The organism is Bifidobacterium parmae (genome assembly GCF_002860365.1).
GTDB lineage: Bacteria > Actinomycetota > Actinomycetes > Actinomycetales > Bifidobacteriaceae > Bifidobacterium > Bifidobacterium parmae.
This window is the reverse complement of sequence record NZ_NMWT01000001.1, coordinates 151,412-166,230: the sequence shown is the minus strand read 5'-3', so window position 1 is coordinate 166,230 and position 14,819 is coordinate 151,412. Positions and strand designations below refer to the sequence as shown.

General features: G+C 66.0%; 11 protein-coding genes and 2 tRNA genes. 2 read left to right on the top strand and 11 right to left on the bottom strand.

Going from position 1 to position 14,819, the window contains the following annotated elements; translation table 11 throughout:
* Nucleotides 1-6 precede the first annotated feature (6 nt).
* The 7 genes from folP to Uis4E_RS00655 form a co-directional block, all read right to left on the bottom strand.
* On the bottom strand, nt 7-879 hold the full coding sequence (gene folP, locus Uis4E_RS00685) for a dihydropteroate synthase (protein WP_101621332.1): 873 nt from the start codon (nt 877-879) through the stop codon (nt 7-9).
* Nucleotides 880-1,089: 210 nt separating this feature from the next.
* Nucleotides 1,090-1,710: a GTP cyclohydrolase I FolE gene (gene folE / locus Uis4E_RS00680; protein ID WP_101621422.1), complete on the bottom strand. Its 621-nt coding sequence runs from the start codon at nt 1,708-1,710 to the stop codon at nt 1,090-1,092.
* 207 nt (nt 1,711-1,917) lie between these two features.
* Nucleotides 1,918-4,029, bottom strand: a complete 2,112-nt coding sequence (gene ftsH, locus Uis4E_RS00675; RefSeq protein WP_101621331.1) for an ATP-dependent zinc metalloprotease FtsH — start codon at nt 4,027-4,029, stop codon at nt 1,918-1,920.
* Complete coding sequence (gene hpt / locus Uis4E_RS00670; RefSeq protein WP_101621330.1) at nt 4,026-4,589, bottom strand: hypoxanthine phosphoribosyltransferase; 564 nt, start codon at nt 4,587-4,589, stop codon at nt 4,026-4,028. The genes ftsH and hpt overlap by 4 nt, the downstream gene beginning before the upstream one ends.
* 55 nt (nt 4,590-4,644) lie before the next feature.
* A complete protein-coding gene (locus tag Uis4E_RS00665) occupies nt 4,645-6,084 on the bottom strand; it encodes a D-alanyl-D-alanine carboxypeptidase/D-alanyl-D-alanine-endopeptidase (protein WP_101621329.1) in 1,440 nt (479 codons plus the stop codon).
* A gap of 286 nt (nt 6,085-6,370) precedes the next feature.
* Complete coding sequence (locus Uis4E_RS00660) at nt 6,371-7,594, bottom strand: glycosyltransferase family 2 protein (RefSeq protein ID WP_101621328.1); 1,224 nt, start codon at nt 7,592-7,594, stop codon at nt 6,371-6,373.
* Nucleotides 7,594-9,171 (bottom strand): AI-2E family transporter, encoded by a 1,578-nt coding sequence (locus Uis4E_RS00655; protein ID WP_101621327.1) that lies wholly within the window; start codon nt 9,169-9,171, stop codon nt 7,594-7,596. Before Uis4E_RS00655 ends, Uis4E_RS00660 begins: the two co-directional genes overlap by 1 nt.
* Nucleotides 9,172-9,294: 123 nt before the next feature.
* On the opposite strand from Uis4E_RS00655, the gene Uis4E_RS00650 reads away from it, so the two are divergent.
* A complete protein-coding gene (locus Uis4E_RS00650; RefSeq protein ID WP_101621421.1) occupies nt 9,295-10,218 on the top strand; it encodes a glycosyltransferase family 2 protein in 924 nt (307 codons plus the stop codon).
* Between the two features lie 184 nt (nt 10,219-10,402).
* On the opposite strand, the gene fucO is transcribed toward Uis4E_RS00650, so the two are convergent.
* Nucleotides 10,403-11,554 carry a lactaldehyde reductase gene (fucO, locus tag Uis4E_RS00645; protein ID WP_101621326.1) on the bottom strand — a complete coding sequence of 384 codons (1,152 nt, stop codon included), beginning with the start codon at nt 11,552-11,554 and terminating at the stop codon, nt 10,403-10,405.
* Nucleotides 11,555-11,931: 377 nt separating this feature from the next.
* Here fucO and Uis4E_RS00640 point away from each other — a divergent pair, with 377 nt between their 5' ends.
* Complete coding sequence (locus Uis4E_RS00640) at nt 11,932-13,236, top strand: class I SAM-dependent methyltransferase (RefSeq protein ID WP_101621325.1); 1,305 nt, start codon at nt 11,932-11,934, stop codon at nt 13,234-13,236.
* 4 nt (nt 13,237-13,240) lie between these two features.
* Here the strand turns inward: Uis4E_RS00640 and Uis4E_RS00635 are convergent, their stop codons facing one another.
* The 3 genes from Uis4E_RS00635 to Uis4E_RS00625 all read right to left on the bottom strand — a co-directional run bounded on the left by Uis4E_RS00635 (nt 13,241) and on the right by Uis4E_RS00625 (nt 14,718).
* Nucleotides 13,241-13,681, bottom strand: coding sequence for a nucleoside 2-deoxyribosyltransferase (locus Uis4E_RS00635; RefSeq protein ID WP_101621420.1), 441 nt, complete (start codon nt 13,679-13,681; stop codon nt 13,241-13,243).
* 842 nt (nt 13,682-14,523) lie between these two features.
* Nucleotides 14,524-14,599, bottom strand: a tRNA-Phe gene (locus Uis4E_RS00630).
* Nucleotides 14,600-14,644: 45 nt separating this feature from the next.
* Nucleotides 14,645-14,718, bottom strand: a tRNA-Asp gene (locus Uis4E_RS00625).
* Between the last annotated feature and the right edge of the window lie 101 nt (nt 14,719-14,819).

Genomic DNA, 14,819 nt, shown 5'->3' with positions numbered 1-14,819 from the left:
TTACGGTCAGTTCGCGTATTCGCGCCACGTATTGCCGACGGCGACGGCGGCGCGGCTGCGTGCGACGTCATGGACGCGCACCGCCCACGCGCCGTGCTCCGCGCACAGGGCGCTGAACGCGGCGGTGGCGTCGTCGCGCGCGTCCATCGTGATGTCCGTGAATCCCGCCTTGTCGAGGATCGCGGTGACGAAGCGTTTGCGCGACTGCCCGATGAGCACCGGGTAGCCGGTCGCGCGGAACCGGTCGAGTCCGGCGAGCAGCGGCAGGTTGTGCGCGATGCCGGGCTTGGAGAATCCGAGGCCCGGGTCGATGATGATGCGTTCGGGGGCGACGCCGGCGGCGAGCACCGCGTCGACCTGGCGCATGAGCTCGTCGTGCACGTCCTGCAGTACGCCGTGCTCGTAGTGCGAGGTGTCGGCGTCGGGGGCACCGGTCTTGGAGCCGGCGAGCCAGCCGCGCCAATGCTGCACGATGTACAGACAGTCGTGGTCGGCGACGACGTGCGGCAGTTCCGTATCGAGCGTGCCGCCGGACACGTCGTTGATGATCTGCGCGCCGCCGTCGAGCGCCGCCGCGGCGACCGAGGCGCGCGTCGTGTCGATGGACAATGTCGCGCCGGCGGGGATGAGCGCCTCGACCGCGCCGGTGATGCGCGTGAGCTCGTCCTCCTCGCTGACGCGCTTGGCGCCGGGGCGCGTCGATTCGGCGCCGATGTCGATGATGTCCGCGCCGGCGGCCATCATCGCGCGGCCGTGGTCGGCCGCGGCGCGCGGGTCGAGCCAGAGTCCGCCGTCGGAGAACGAGTCCTCGGTGATGTTGAGCACGCCCATGACGAGCGTGTGTCCGGCGTCGTGCAATGCTTTGAGATCGATGGTCATCGCGATTATCCCCCTCAGTCCCGCCCCGCGGGACAGCTCCCCCTCAAAGGGGGAGCAATACATAACGTTCCGCTCCCCTGAGGGGAAGCGGAACAGTCCTTTTCTGCCCCCCTCAAGGGGAAGCGGAACGGTCCTTTTTCTGCTCCCCCTTGAGGGGGAGCTGGCGGCCGCAAGCCGACTGAGGGGGTGTACCGCAACCCCCAAGCCCGCCTAGCGGCTCATGATGAGGCTCATGGCCTCGGCGCGGGTGGCGGGGTTGCGCAGCAATCCCCGCACCGCGGACGTGACCGTGCGCGCCTCGGACTTCTTCACGCCGCGCATCGACATGCACAGGTGCTCGCATTCGGTGACGACGATCACGCCGCGCGCGCCCGCGTACTCGACGAGCGCGTCGGCGATCTGCTGGGTGAGGCGCTCCTGCACCTGCGGCCGGCGCGCGTACACTTCGACGAGCCGGGCGAGCTTGCTCAGCCCCATGACCCCGTCCTTGGCGGGGATGTACCCGACGTGGGCGACGCCGTGGAACGGCAGCAGGTGATGCTCGCACACCGAATACAGTTCGATGTTCTTGACGAGCACGAGCTCGTCGGTGTCCACGTCGAAATGCTTCTCAAGCACCTGTTCGGGCGAGGCGGAGAGTCCGGCGAACAGTTCGCGGCCGGCGCGGGCGATGCGGTCCGGCGTCTCGACGAGGCCTTCGCGGTCGGGGTCCTCGCCGATTGCCTGGAGGAACAGGCGCACGGCCTTGCGCACGCCCTCCTCGTCGTAGGCGGGACGGTCGCCGCCGCGCGTCTGGCCGGCGGCGACGTGGTCACGCGGCGACTGCGGCAGCGAGACCTGCAGGGCGGAACCGTCCTGCGCGGCGCGGGATTGCGCCTGCGCGGGGGCGCCGGGACCGCCGTGGCCGGCATGGTGCGGACGGGACTGCACCATGCCCGGCTTGCGGGAGACGTCGCCGGCGTTCCTCGCGTCGGCGTTCTCGCGGACCAGCGACGGCGAGTCCGGCAGGGAGATGTTCTGCGCGTGTCGTGCCATCGGTCACTCCCCTGGTTTCATGCCGACCGAACGCTTGAGCGATTCGGGGATCTCGACGGGCGGCAGGTCGGAGTCGGGGCGACGCTCGTCGGACAGCCATACGGGGCGGACCGGCGCCTTGCGGATCGGCGCGAAGATCGCGGCCAACTCCTTCTCGTTCAGCGTCTCCTTGACGAGCAGCTGGCGCACGAGCTCGTCGAGGATGTCACGGTTCTCGTTGATGATGTTCCACGCCTCGGTGTGCGCGGTCTCGACGAGCTTGAGCACCTCCTCGTCGATGACCTCGGCGGTGCGGTCCGAGTAGTTGCGCGGGGCGAGCGCGCCCAGATCGCCGCTCTGGTCCTCGTCGTCGGCCCACTTGATCGCGCCGAGCTTCGCGGAGAAGCCGTACTGGGTGATCATCGTGCGGGCGATGTTCGTCGCCTTCTCGATGTCGTTGGAGGCGCCGGTGGTCGGATCGTGGAAGACGACCTCCTCGGCGGTGCGCCCGCCCATCGCGTACGCCATCTGGTCGAGCAGCTGGTTGCGCGACTGCGAGTAGCGGTCGGAGGTCGGCATGACGGCGGTGTAGCCGAGCGCGCGGCCTCGCGGCAGGATCGTCACCTTGGTGACCGGGTCCGTGTTGTGCAGCGCGGCGGCGACGAGCGCGTGGCCGCCCTCATGGTAGGCGGTGTTGCGCAGCTCGTCGAGCGCCATGCCCTTCGACTTGCGCTTCGGACCGGCCTGGACGCGGTCGATGGCCTCGTCGATGGCGCGGTTGTCGATGAGCTGGGCGCCGGCGCGGGCACACAGCAGGGCCGCCTCGTTGAGCACGTTGGCCAGGTCGGCGCCGGTGAAGCCCGGCGTGCGCACGGCCACCATGTGCAGGTCGACGTCCGGGACGAACGGCTTGCCCTTCGCATGCACCTTGAGGATCGCCTCGCGGCCTTCGAGGTCCGGCGCGGCGACGCCCACCTGGCGGTCGAAGCGGCCCGGGCGCAGCAGGGCCGGGTCGAGCACGTCGGGACGGTTCGTCGCGGCGATGATGATGAGGTTCGTGTCGTTGTCGAAGCCGTCCATCTCGACGAGCAGCTGGTTGAGCGTCTGCTCGCGCTCGTCGTGCCCGCCGGACATGCCGGAGCCGCGCTTGCGGCCGACGGCGTCAATCTCGTCGATGAAGATGATCGCCGGGGCGTTCTTCTTCGCCTCGTCGAACAGGTCGCGCACGCGGGAGGCGCCGAGGCCGACGAACATCTCGACGAAGTCGGAGCCGGCCATCGCGTAGAACGGCACGCCCGCCTCGCCGGCGATGGCGCGCGCGAGCAGCGTCTTGCCGGTGCCGGGAGGGCCGTACAGGAGCACGCCGCGCGGGATGCGGGCGCCGAGCGCCTTGTACTTGGACGGGTCCTTGAGGAAGTCCTTGATCTCCTCGACCTCGGCGAGCGCCTCGTCCTCGCCGGCCACGTCGGAGAACTTCGTGGTCGGGGTCTGGCCTTCGAGCAGCTTGCCGTTGTTCTTCTTGCCGCCCATGCCGAGCATGCCGCCGGCGCCGCCCATGCGGCTCATCAGCCACCAGAACAGCGCGAAGAAGATGATGAACGGCAGGATCGAGGTGATGAGGTAGCTCATCATGCTGGTCTGCTCGATGTCCGCGCTCCAGCCCTTCGACGGGTCGGCCTTCTGGACGGCCTTGAGGATATCCTGCCCCTGGGCGAACGTGTAGTAGAACTGGACCTTGTCGCCGTAGTTGTGGTTCTTGCCGGTGTCCGGGTCCTGCTTGTTGTAGTCGCTCTTGAGCTCGAGCGTGACCTTCTGCTTGTTGTCGACGATCTTCGCGTAGGTCACCTGGCCGTTGTCGAGCAGCCGCAGGCCGTCCTTGGTGTCGATGGTCTGCGCGCCGGTGCCGGCGAACATCTGGAACATCATCGCGATGAGCACCACGACGACGGCGCCCCACAGCCACGGGGACTGCCAGAACGGCTTGTCGCCGCCGTTGCGGTTCGGCTTGTCGCCCTTGCCGCCCTTGTTCCCGTTATTGCCGTTGTTGCCGTTGTCGTTCCCACGGCGGAACGGATTGTTGAACGGGTTGCCGTTGCCGCCGTTGTTCGGCTGCCCGGGCCCCTGGGGGAAAGTCATGCCTGTTCTCCTTGATACACTGCCGGCTTGAGCACGGCGATCGAGTCGAGGTTGCGGTACCGCTCGTCGTAGTCGAGACCGAAGCCGACGACGAACTCGTCCGGGATCTCCAGCCCCTTGTACTTCACGTCCACGTCCACTTCGCGGCGGGCGGGCTTCTCCAGCAGGGCGAAGATCTCCACCGAGGCGGCCCCGCGCCGCTTCAGCTCCTCGACCAGCCAAGCCAGCGTACGGCCTGAATCAACGATATCCTCCACGATGAGAATGTGCCGACCGCGAACATCGGTCGACAGATCCTGACGGATCGTCACGGTTCCGCTGGAAACGGTGCCCGATCCGTAGCTGGACAGGCTCATGAAGTCGATCTGGCAGGGGATGGACAGCGCCTGCGAGAACGCGGCCAACGTGTTCACCGCGCCCTTGAGCACGGCGACGAGCAGCGGGTCCTTCCCCCGGTAGTCCTCGCTCGCCTGCGCGGCGGCGTGATCGATGATGGCGTGGATCTTCTCTGCACTGACCAGCTCGTGGTCGATGTCGTCTTGTACGTCAGCGATTCGCATGCACCCCATCTTGGCACACGCGAATGACGTGTTTCTTGGCGGAAACTGGGAGAATTCAGAGTTTCGTCAGGGAGGCGGCGAACGCGTCGAGCGCCCGGTTCGCCAGCGCGCCGTTCTCCGGATCGTTGACGATCGCGGCGAACGTGACCACGCCGCCGCCCGTGCGCGACGCGTTGCCGGCGAGCGCGCGCACGTCGCCGAGCGCGCCGGTCTTCACGCGCAGCAGGCCGCGCGCCGCGTCGTCGCCCACGCGGTTCTTCACCGTGCCGACGAGTCCGGGCAGCGCCATGCCTTCGGACGCGGCCGCCGCGCCGCCGTCCGGGTCGACGTACTTCGACTGCACCTGGGCGAGGGTCGTCACGGTGAGCGTCGTGCCGGGGGCGAGGCCGGAGCAGCTGGTCATGGTGAGGCCGTCGGTGCTCACGCCGTGGTCGGCGAGCACCTTGGCGACGGCCTTGACGTCGCCGTCGATCGAATTGCCGGTGCCGAGCTTCAGCGCGGTGAGACGGCCGAACAGTTCGGCGAGCGTGTTGTCGGAGTGGCGCATCATGAACGCCATGACCTCGTTGAGCGGGGCGGAGCTCACCTTGGCGAGGCGCGCGTCGGCGGTCGCGCCGGACGTGTCGGTCGAATCGGAGACCTGGATGCCCTGCGCGGCGAGCAGCGTCTTGAACGTGGCGGCCACGTCGGCCGCCGTGTTCTGGGAGAGCATCGGATACTCCTCGAAATCGTCCGGATCCTCCGCGTTGAGACCGCTCCAGTCGCGGCCGCCGTCGATCGCCATCGACGAGATCGGCGTGTAGTAGCGGTTCTCGTCGTTGTTCTCCTCGATGCCGGCGGGCGTGCGGTCGTCGCCGAACAGCGTGTCGTCGGCGGCGAGCGCGACCGACGTGACGCCCTTCGCCTTCAACGCGTCGGCGGTCTCGCGCGCGAGCGTCGCGAGACCGGCGCGGCCGTTGACGTGGCTCGCGTCGCTCTCCCCCGCGCCGAGCAGCATGTCGCCGCCGCCCTTGAGCACGACGGTGGGTGCGTCGGACGCGTGGGTGAGGTAGGTCGTGGTGTCGAGCGTCGAGCCCATCTCCAGCGTGCTCGCGGCGGCGAACGCGGTGAGCGTCTTCGTCGTCGACGCCGGCTGGCGGGGCGTCGACGCCTCGTGTTCGGCGATGACGTCGCCCTTCGCGTCGGCGATGACGACGGAATAGTTGTCGCCGACGCCCTCCGCCGCGCCGAGCGTGTTGATGAGCGCCTCCGCCTGCGACTTGTCGATCGCCTTGCCCGCGTCGGCGTCGCCCGCGACCGTGCCGGCGGCGACGGTCGACGCCGGATCGGGGTAGGTGCGCGTCTCGACGGGCGCGAGGGTGAGCAGGCCGGGCGCGACGTCGGCCACGTCGGCGGCCGTGTAGCCGACGCACGCGGCGAGCGTGAGCGCGACCGACGTCGCGCACACGGCGACGCGACGGGACGTGCGGACGACGGTGGACTGGGTTTCGTTCATATCTCACCTTTATAGCAATTACGGACCGGTCTACGGCCGGACTCATCATCGCCCCCGCCGGATGGGACAGTCCGGTGGACTGTCCCATAGCAGTGCGCAACGCGCACGTCGCACATAGCATCGGGGGCTGTCGGCGAAGCCGACTGGGGGTGGTCACGACGGACGCACCCGACGACCACCCTCCGGCGCTACGCGCCACCTCCCGCCGGCGGGAGGAAACATGAGCCGCCGCCAGCACCTCCCGCCGGCGGGAGGAAGACGCAGCCCCGCCATAGACGGGACGGTATCAGCCTTTATGTTGGATCGGTTTCCATTGGGCTTTGGAGAAGATGGCCTGGAAGGAGATGGGGACGTAGGAGAGCATGTAGATCGGGAACGCGAGCACATAGGCGAACAGCTCCTTGTTGGTCGCGCCGATCTGGCCGCGCTCCGCCACGATCGTCAGTCCGGCGAGCGCCATCATGCCGAGCACGGACAGGACGATGCCGTTCGTCCAGCCGGCGAGCGCGCCCAGCTGGCTCGACCAGGAGACGAATCCGAACGCGGCGAACAGCGCGCCGAGGATCATGCGGACCACGCCGAGCACGGTGAACGGGCACAGCAGCAGCGTGAAGTCGACGGCGGAGAAGTCGCGTTCGCGCACGGCGCGGCGGATCAGCGACGGGCCGTAGTACCGGAACACCTGCAGGAAGCCCTTGCTCCAGCGCAGGCGCTGGCGCCAGCTCTGCGCGAACGTGACCGGCTGCTCGTCGTAGAGGACGGCGCTGCCGCAGTAGCCGACGCGGTCGCCGTGCAGCACCGAGTCCATCGTGAATTCGAGGTCCTCGGTGAGCAGGTGGAACTTCCAGCCCTTGTTGCGCTTCATGACCTCCTTGGAGAACATGAATCCGGTGCCGCCCACGTGGCAGCTGGAGCCGAACAGCATGCGCGAGTTGTTGAGGAAGCGCGATTCGCGGATGAACCACAGCGCGGAGCCGGAGGAGACCCAGTTGTCGTTGAGGTTCACCGAGTTGCGGTAGGAGGTGAGGATGCGGAAGCCCGACTGGAACGCCTTGTTCATCTCCTCGAAGTAGTGCTTGTCGAGCTTGTTGTCCGCGTCGAACACGAAGTACGCGTCGTAGGTGTCGGCGAGCCCCTCGTCGACCATATGGTCGAGCAGGTAGGTCAGGGCGTAGCCCTTGCCGATGAGCTTGTCGTTGTGGCGTTCGACCACGTGGCATCCCATCGCGCGCACCACGTCGGCCGTGTCGTCGGTGCAGTTGTCGGCGACGAGCCAGATGTCGATGAGCTCCCTCGGGTACGTCTGCGCGTGGATGCAGTCGATGAGGTTGCCGATGACCTTCGACTCGTTGCGCGCGGAGATGAGCACCGCGTAGCGCTTGTCCATCGGCGCGTCCGGGAAGCGGACCGGCTTGGAGAACAGGGAGATGACGATGCACGCCCCCTGGTAGATCATGCCGGCGCCGCCGACGATGACGAGCAGGATATCGAGTACGGTGAGCAGGACCATCAGCGCCACCTCGCACGCGGGTTGTCGGGGATATCGGACGTGTCGGACGTGCCGGTTCCGTCGGACGGACCGGAATCATCGGACGTGTCGGCGGGGACGACGCCGTCGCCGGACGCGCCGGACGCGCCGGCGTCCGCGCCGTCCGCGCCTTTCAGTCCCGTCGCGGCGTTGCGTTTCAGCACGCCCTGCGGGATCGCCACGGTCGCGGCGTCGCCGTCGGCGCCGTCCGCGCGACCGTCGGCGCCGTCGTGCGGGATCGCGTAGATCTCCGCCTGCAGACGGCGGATCTCGTCGTTCATCGGCACGCGGCTCGTCGACCCCTTCGCGGCGCGCGGCATATGCTCGCCGATCGGGTGCAGCACGTGCTCGTTGAACGCCTCGGACGCCTCGACCACCTTCGACTTGCGTCCGACCGGATCGTCCATCAGCGGCGAGTCGACCAGCTCGTAGCGGCGCGTGTACACGCGGAAGATGGTCTGCAGCGATGCGGTGACCGGCAGGGCGAGGAACGCGCCGAGCGCGCCGAACAGCGAACCGAACGCGAGCACCGCGAGGAACGCGATCGCCTCGTTGATGTCCATCGTGCGGCGGGAGATGATCGGCGAGAGGATCAGGTTCTCGACCTGCTGGTACACGATGATGAACACGAGCACGGCGACCGCGTACGTCCACCCGCGGTTGCCCCATGCGAACAGGACGGGCAGGGCGCCGCCGATGTACGTGCCGACCGTCGGGATGAACTGGGAGACGACGCCGCAGAACAGGGCGAGCGGCAGCCAGTAGGGCACGTCGAGCACTTCGAGGAAGATCGCCGTGCACGTGGCGTTGATGAGCGCGAGGATCGAGCGGGAGAACAGGAACGAGGAGATCTGGTCCTGCGCGACCGTCCACACGAGCAGGAAGCGCTTCTGCATGCCGGGCGCCATCCACTGGCAGAAGGAGCGGCGCAGCTTCGGGCCGGCGGCGGAGATGTAGTAGGTGGTCATCACGACGGTGAGCAGCTGCAGCAGGAACGAGAACAGGCCGCCGACCGTGCTGATCGCGGTGCCGGCGAAGTCGCTCACCCACGAGGTCTGGAAGTTCTTGACCAGATCGGATTTCATGAGCTCCGCGCCCAGATTGTTCATGTCCGGGACGTCGACCGAGAACTGGTCGACGACGAACGAGCGGATCTGCTCGTAGGTGGCGGGGATGCCGTAGATCATGGCGATCATCTGCTGGAGGAACATGCTGCCGAACAGGGAGAACAGCACGCCGATGACGACCGCCACCGTGAGCAGGCCCACCAGCGAGGCGAAGCTGCGCCGCCACCCGTGCTTGACCAGCGCGACGACCATCGGCTCGATGGCGAGCGCGAGGAAGAACGAGATGACGATGTCGAGCACCAGATAGTCGATCTTGCCCCATGACCGCCAGCAGAAGGTGAACGCGATGACGGCGATGGCCACGTAGAGCAGCGCGCGGCTGAACCATTCCGGCGGTTTGCGCGGGTCCCCCTTCGACGGGAAGAGGGTGCCGAAATCCCACCGCTGTTCGGCATCCTCGTCTGAGGTATGGTCACGCACGCTTTGATTCATGGCTCCCCATTGTAGCGACGGGGGTGATTGGCGGAACCGTTCACCCGATGTTCGTTTTCGGGCGGCGTGTACGGGCCCTGCGCGCGGGGGCCGTGTATGGCGGCGGCACTATCCTTGGTCTTCATGCTGAACGTCTCGATCGTCATCCCGGCCTGGAACGAGGCCGAACGCATCGCCGACTGCCTGCTCAACACGATCCGGCAGACCGTGATGCCCTACGAAGTCATCGTCGTGGACAACCGTTCCACCGACAACACCTGCGAGATCGTCGAACGGTTCATCAAGGAGCATCCCGAAGCGCCGATCAAGCTCATGCACCAGGACGCCGAACAGGGGCTCATCCCCACGCGCGACTACGGTCTCGACCATGCCACCGGCGACGTGCTCGGCCGCTTCGACGCGGACTGCATGATCAAACCCGACTGGGTGGAGGTCGTCTCCGGCATCTTCACCGAGGACCCGCAGGCGATGGGCGCCACCGGTCCGGTCATGTACTACGACATGCCGTCGCGTCATTTCGGATTGAAGGGCGACAATTCGCTGCGCAAGCGCATCTACAAGGCGGACGGCGGCCAGCCGCTGCTGTTCGGCTCGAACATGGCGCTGCGCGCCTCCGCATGGCATGAGATCTCCGGCGAGGTGTGCCGCGACAAGGCGGACGTGATGCACGAGGACATCGACATCTCCCTGCATCTGATGGGCAAGGGGCTCAAGACCGTGTACTCGCCGCGCATGATCGCCGGCATGAGCGCGCGCCGCATGGACACGTCGCTCTCGTCGTTCCGCAACTACATGAAGCGGTTCCGCAACACGTTCGACGCGCACCCGCAGCATTGGCGCAAGCACAAGCCGGAGATCCTGTTCACCGCCATGTACCCGGCGATGCACCTGTTCTACCCGGTGTGGCAGAAGGTGCTCAACACGGCCGACATCAACCCGGCCGAGGCCGCGTGGATCAACGAGCAGATGGAGCTCGCCGAGAAGGAGGGCCGCGAGTTCTACGACGAGACCCCCACCGACGAGGAGTGGGACGAAAAGCACGAGTAGTCCCGACAAGGCATGACTCGGCCCCCGCTGGCGGGGGCTGTCGCGTGAAACGCGACTGGGGGTGGTCGCGGCCGTAAGACCTCGGAAACCACCCTCAGTCAGCTTCGCTGACAGCCCCCGCCAGCGGGGGCCGACATTATCCGTCGCGCTCCCGTGCGTATGCCGCATGGGAGCGCGGGCGACATCACATCAGCGACTTGTAGATGGCGAGGATCTCCTCCTCGGTGGCCTTGCGCGGGTTGCCCGGGGTGCACACGTCGTTGAACGCGTCGTGGGCGAGCGGGGCGAGATCCGCCTCGGTGGCGCCGACCTCGGAGATCTTGGTCGGGTTCTTCAGGTCCACGGTGAGCTTGTGGACGGCCTGCACGGCCTCCTCGCGCACCTTCTCCAGATCGCCCGTGTAGGCGTCCTCGACGCCGAACGCGTCGGCGATGTCACGGTACTTCTCGCCCGTGTAGTCCTTGTTGTACTCCATGACCGGGGCCAGCAGGATGCCGTTGGCGACACCGTGCGCGACGCCCAGACGGCCGCCCAGCGGGTGGGCCATGCCGTGAACCAGGCCGAGGCCGACGTTCGAGTAGGCCATGCCGGTGATGTAGGAGGCGTACGCCATCTGCTCGCCGGCCGGGATGTCGCCGTCGGCGGACTTGGCGAGGTTCTTCGCGATCATGCGGATCGTCTGCATCGACAGGCAGTCGGACAGGCTCCACGAGCCCGGCGTGATGTAGCCCTCGATCGCGTGGGTCAGGGCGTCGAGGCCGGTGGCGACCTTGAGGCCGCGCGGCATCGAATCGGTCAGATCCGGGTCGACGAACGCGACGATCGGGATGTCGTGCGGGTCGACGGCCACAAACTTGCGCTTGTTGGCCGTGTCGGTGATCACGTAGTTGATGGTGGTCTCGGAGGCGGTGCCGGCGGTGGTCGGCACGCCGAAGATCGGCACGGACGGGTTCTTCGTGTCGGCCACGCCCTCAAGGGACAGCACGTCGGAGAACTCCGGGTTGGCGGTGATGATGCCGATGCCCTTGCAGGTGTCCTGCGGGGAGCCGCCGCCCAGACCGATCAGGAAGTCGGCGCCGGAGGCCGCGAACTTCTCGACGCCGTCCTTGATGCACTCGACCGGCGGGTTCGGCTTGACGTTGGAGAACACCTCGTACGGCAGGCCGGCCTCGTCGAGGACCTTGGTGACCTTCTCGGCGGTGCCGGTCTCCAGCAGGACCGGATCGGTGACGATGAACGCCTTCGTGAAGCCGTGCTGCTTGGCGACGGTCGGGATCTCCTTGATCGCGCCACGTCCGAAGTAGGCGGTCTGGTTGAAAATCATGCGATAGACCATAAGGCTCTCCTTTAAGCTGTGTCTTTGCCTTGCTGCTGTGGGCCGGTACATCGCTGCGCCGCCCGACGGTTCCTCAGTCTACTCCTGAATGTGAACGTTGCCAGCATTATCGGCGGGAATATTCGGAACGCGTGTTCCGCCACGGCCCGAATCGTGTGCGAACCGCGTGCGCGACGCATGGGGCCGACCCCGGGAAAAACCTACGGGCGCACGGCGTTTCCACCGTATCGGACGGGACTACGATGGGCCGTGCATCATGGGGAATGACGATGCATGAACACACAGGGACGCGCGGACACGCAGCAATGCGGACACGCGTACGCACAAGCGCGCGTGCGGGAGACGCCATCTCCCGCCACGGGGACCGGAGGTGAATCATGGCGAACGGGAAATCGATGACGGTCGGCGAAATGGTGGGACTGTTCCTGAAGGACGACGCGCCCGTGAGGGTGGACGCGTTCGACGGCTCGCATTTCGGCGCGGCCGACGCGGCGCTCAAGGTGCGCATCACCAGCCCGAACTGCATGTACCAGCTGCTCGCGCATCCGAACGAGATCGGCATCGTGCGCGCGTACGTGCTCGGCGATTTCGACGTGGAGGGCATCGACTACGCCGACCCGTATCCGGCGATGCGCGCGATGGTGTCGATGGCGAAGTACGTCAAGCCGGTCACGCCGGTCTCGATGGCGCGCGTGACGGCCGGGATCCTGAGCCACGGATTCAGGAGGCCTCCGGTGCCGGCCACCGAAGGACCGAGCAAGTTCGCCCGCATCAAGGAGGGACTGCTTCCCCACACCGAGAAAGCCGATTCGGAGACGGTGAGCTTCCACTACGACATGTCCAACGAGTTCTACGCGGACTTCCTCGGGCCGTCGATGACCTACACCTGCGCGGTGTTCGAGAACGAGGACATGAGCCTCGAGGACGCACAGGCCAACAAGCTGCGCCTCATCCTCGACAAGCTCGGATTGCAGCCCGGCCAGCGCCTGCTCGACATCGGGTGCGGCTGGGGTTCGATGGTCATCGCGGCCGCGCGCCGCGGCGTCAGGGCGCTCGGCGTCACGCTCTCCAAGGAGCAGGCGGCGTACGCGAACGAGTGGATCGAACGCGAGGGCCTCGCCGACCTCGCCGAAGTGCGCGTGCAGGACTACCGCGAGGTGCCGGAACGCGACTTCGACGGCATCAGCTCGATCGGCATGATGGAGCATGTGGGCGTGAAGAACTACCGGAGCTACTTCGAGGAGATGTTCAAGCTCCTGAAGCCGATGGGACGCCTCCTCAACCACCAGATCACGATCAGCCACGACAAGCCGGACGGCAAGCCGGGCACCGACGAGTTCCTCGACCGCTACATCTTCCCCGACGGCGACCTGGGCGCGCCGGGATTTATCGAATCATGCATCCACGACGCCGGATTCAACGTGGTGCATCAGGAGAACCTGCGCCAGCATTATGCGCTGACGCTGCACCATTGGAACCACAACCTGTCCGAGCATTGGGAGGACGCGGTCAGGCAGGTCGGCTTCGAACGGGCGAAGGTGTGGGGCCTGTACATGGCGGCCTGCGCGCTCAACTTCGAACTCGACGGCATCCAGATCCACCAGTTCCTCGCCGTGCGGCCGGACCGCGCCGGCCACCCGGACGGCAAGTGGTACCCGTTGCGCCCCTGGTGGAAGGCGTGATCGCTCAGAACTGGATGTAATCCACTTCCTCGTGTTCGCCGGTCTCAAGGTATTTCGCGAGATCCTCGGGACCGTTGAACACGGCCTTCACGGCCTGCGCGACCATCAGGTTCACGCGGTCCATCGGCGTGAGTTCGTCACGGTAGCCGTACACCGGCTTGCCGAGCGCGTACGCGTATCCGATCTCGAACATCGTGCCGGCGTCCTCGTCCATGAGGTTCGCGATGACGGCGTCGGCGGCGTCGATGCCCCTGATGTCGTCGGCGAAGCAGCCTTCCGGCCCGACCTCCTCGATCTGGCTGGCGAAACGCGGCTTGAACAGCGTCTTGCCGTGGCTTTCCAGCACGTCTTCGAGACGTTCCATGCTATGAGCCTGTTCCGGGTCGAAGAACGGCCCCGCCACATAGAAATCGATATGCCCGTCTTCGTTGTTCGTATCGTTCATGCCCACCATTGAAACGCGGGGCGGTCCGGGCGACCACCATGCGGTTCACGTTTCGGACGAACGCCCGCGATATGGTCACTATATGGAACCGGCGCCTCATTCCGCCCGTGAACCGTTGCACCCCGCCCATCACCGCGAATCAATCCGGCCACACCACACCCCCCGCGCATCGCCACCGCGAAACAACCCGACCACGTCGGAACCGCTCTGGTTCACCGCAGCCCACCAGCGGACCATTACGGGCACAACGCAACGGTCACGCATCGCCACCGCGAAACAACCCGACCACACCACACCGCCCACGATTCTCCACAGCGAAACAAACCGGCCACGCGGGAGCAAGAACGCTTCACCACGGTCGTCAGCGAATCATTGTGGCCACGATGCAACGTCCATGAATCACCACAGCGAAACACTCGGGCCACGCGCCGACCATATCGGTTCACTACATGCGATCAGCGAACCGAGTGGGCCTCCCGCCATCCATATCGTTTCACCGAGGCTTTCCCCAGCGAAACAATGCGGACAGGAACCAACGGACTCGTTTCATGAACCAACGGACTCGTTTCATCAAGCATGCGTCTCGACGGTTGTTGCGGATAAGACCCCCGTTTTGTCTATTACCCACCAATAAGACCCACGTTTCTTTACTTAACCCAATAAGACCCACGTTTTGACCCTTAACCCATTAACCCTGCGAACATCCACACCGGGCGTGTCGAACACCCTTTTTGCCAGTGAATGTGCAGAGTAAATGCAGAGTTGAGGAAAAATGCAGACCGTGACGGCGGATATGCGAAACCCCGTGAGCCTTGCTATTGCTTGGCTCACGGGGGTTTCCGTGGTGGCTCCGAACGGCGTCGATCCGTTGACCTAGCGATTTTCAGTCGCTCGCTCTACCAACTGAGCTACAGAGCCATTGGACAATCAATGAACCCGAAACCGGATTCCTAATCATCCTAGCGACCACGACCGGACTTGAACCGGCGACCTCCGCCGTGACAGGGCGGCGCTCTAACCAACTGAGCTACGCGGCCGTTGTTTCTCGCGTTTCCGTGAGGCAACGAGTGAATATATTACTCAATCCGAAGCATCATGCAACTTACGGCGTGTCGCCTTATATCGCAACAGTTTACGC

Excerpts from the sequence above, each read along its gene's own strand:
- folP (WP_101621332.1), bottom strand. The coding sequence starts at position 879 with ATGACCATCGATCTCAAAGCATTGCACGACGCCGGACACACGCTCGTC.
- ftsH (WP_101621331.1), bottom strand. The coding sequence starts at position 4,029 with ATGACTTTCCCCCAGGGGCCCGGGCAGCCGAACAACGGCGGCAACGGC.
- hpt (WP_101621330.1), bottom strand. The coding sequence starts at position 4,589 with ATGCGAATCGCTGACGTACAAGACGACATCGACCACGAGCTGGTCAGT.
- Uis4E_RS00665 (WP_101621329.1), bottom strand. The coding sequence starts at position 6,084 with ATGAACGAAACCCAGTCCACCGTCGTCCGCACGTCCCGTCGCGTCGCC.
- Uis4E_RS00660 (WP_101621328.1), bottom strand. The coding sequence starts at position 7,594 with ATGGTCCTGCTCACCGTACTCGATATCCTGCTCGTCATCGTCGGCGGC.
- Uis4E_RS00655 (WP_101621327.1), bottom strand. The coding sequence starts at position 9,171 with ATGAATCAAAGCGTGCGTGACCATACCTCAGACGAGGATGCCGAACAG.
- Uis4E_RS00650 (WP_101621421.1), top strand. The coding sequence starts at position 9,295 with ATGCTGAACGTCTCGATCGTCATCCCGGCCTGGAACGAGGCCGAACGC.
- fucO (WP_101621326.1), bottom strand. The coding sequence starts at position 11,554 with ATGGTCTATCGCATGATTTTCAACCAGACCGCCTACTTCGGACGTGGC.
- Uis4E_RS00640 (WP_101621325.1), top strand. The coding sequence starts at position 11,932 with ATGGCGAACGGGAAATCGATGACGGTCGGCGAAATGGTGGGACTGTTC.
- Uis4E_RS00635 (WP_101621420.1), bottom strand. The coding sequence starts at position 13,681 with ATGAACGATACGAACAACGAAGACGGGCATATCGATTTCTATGTGGCG.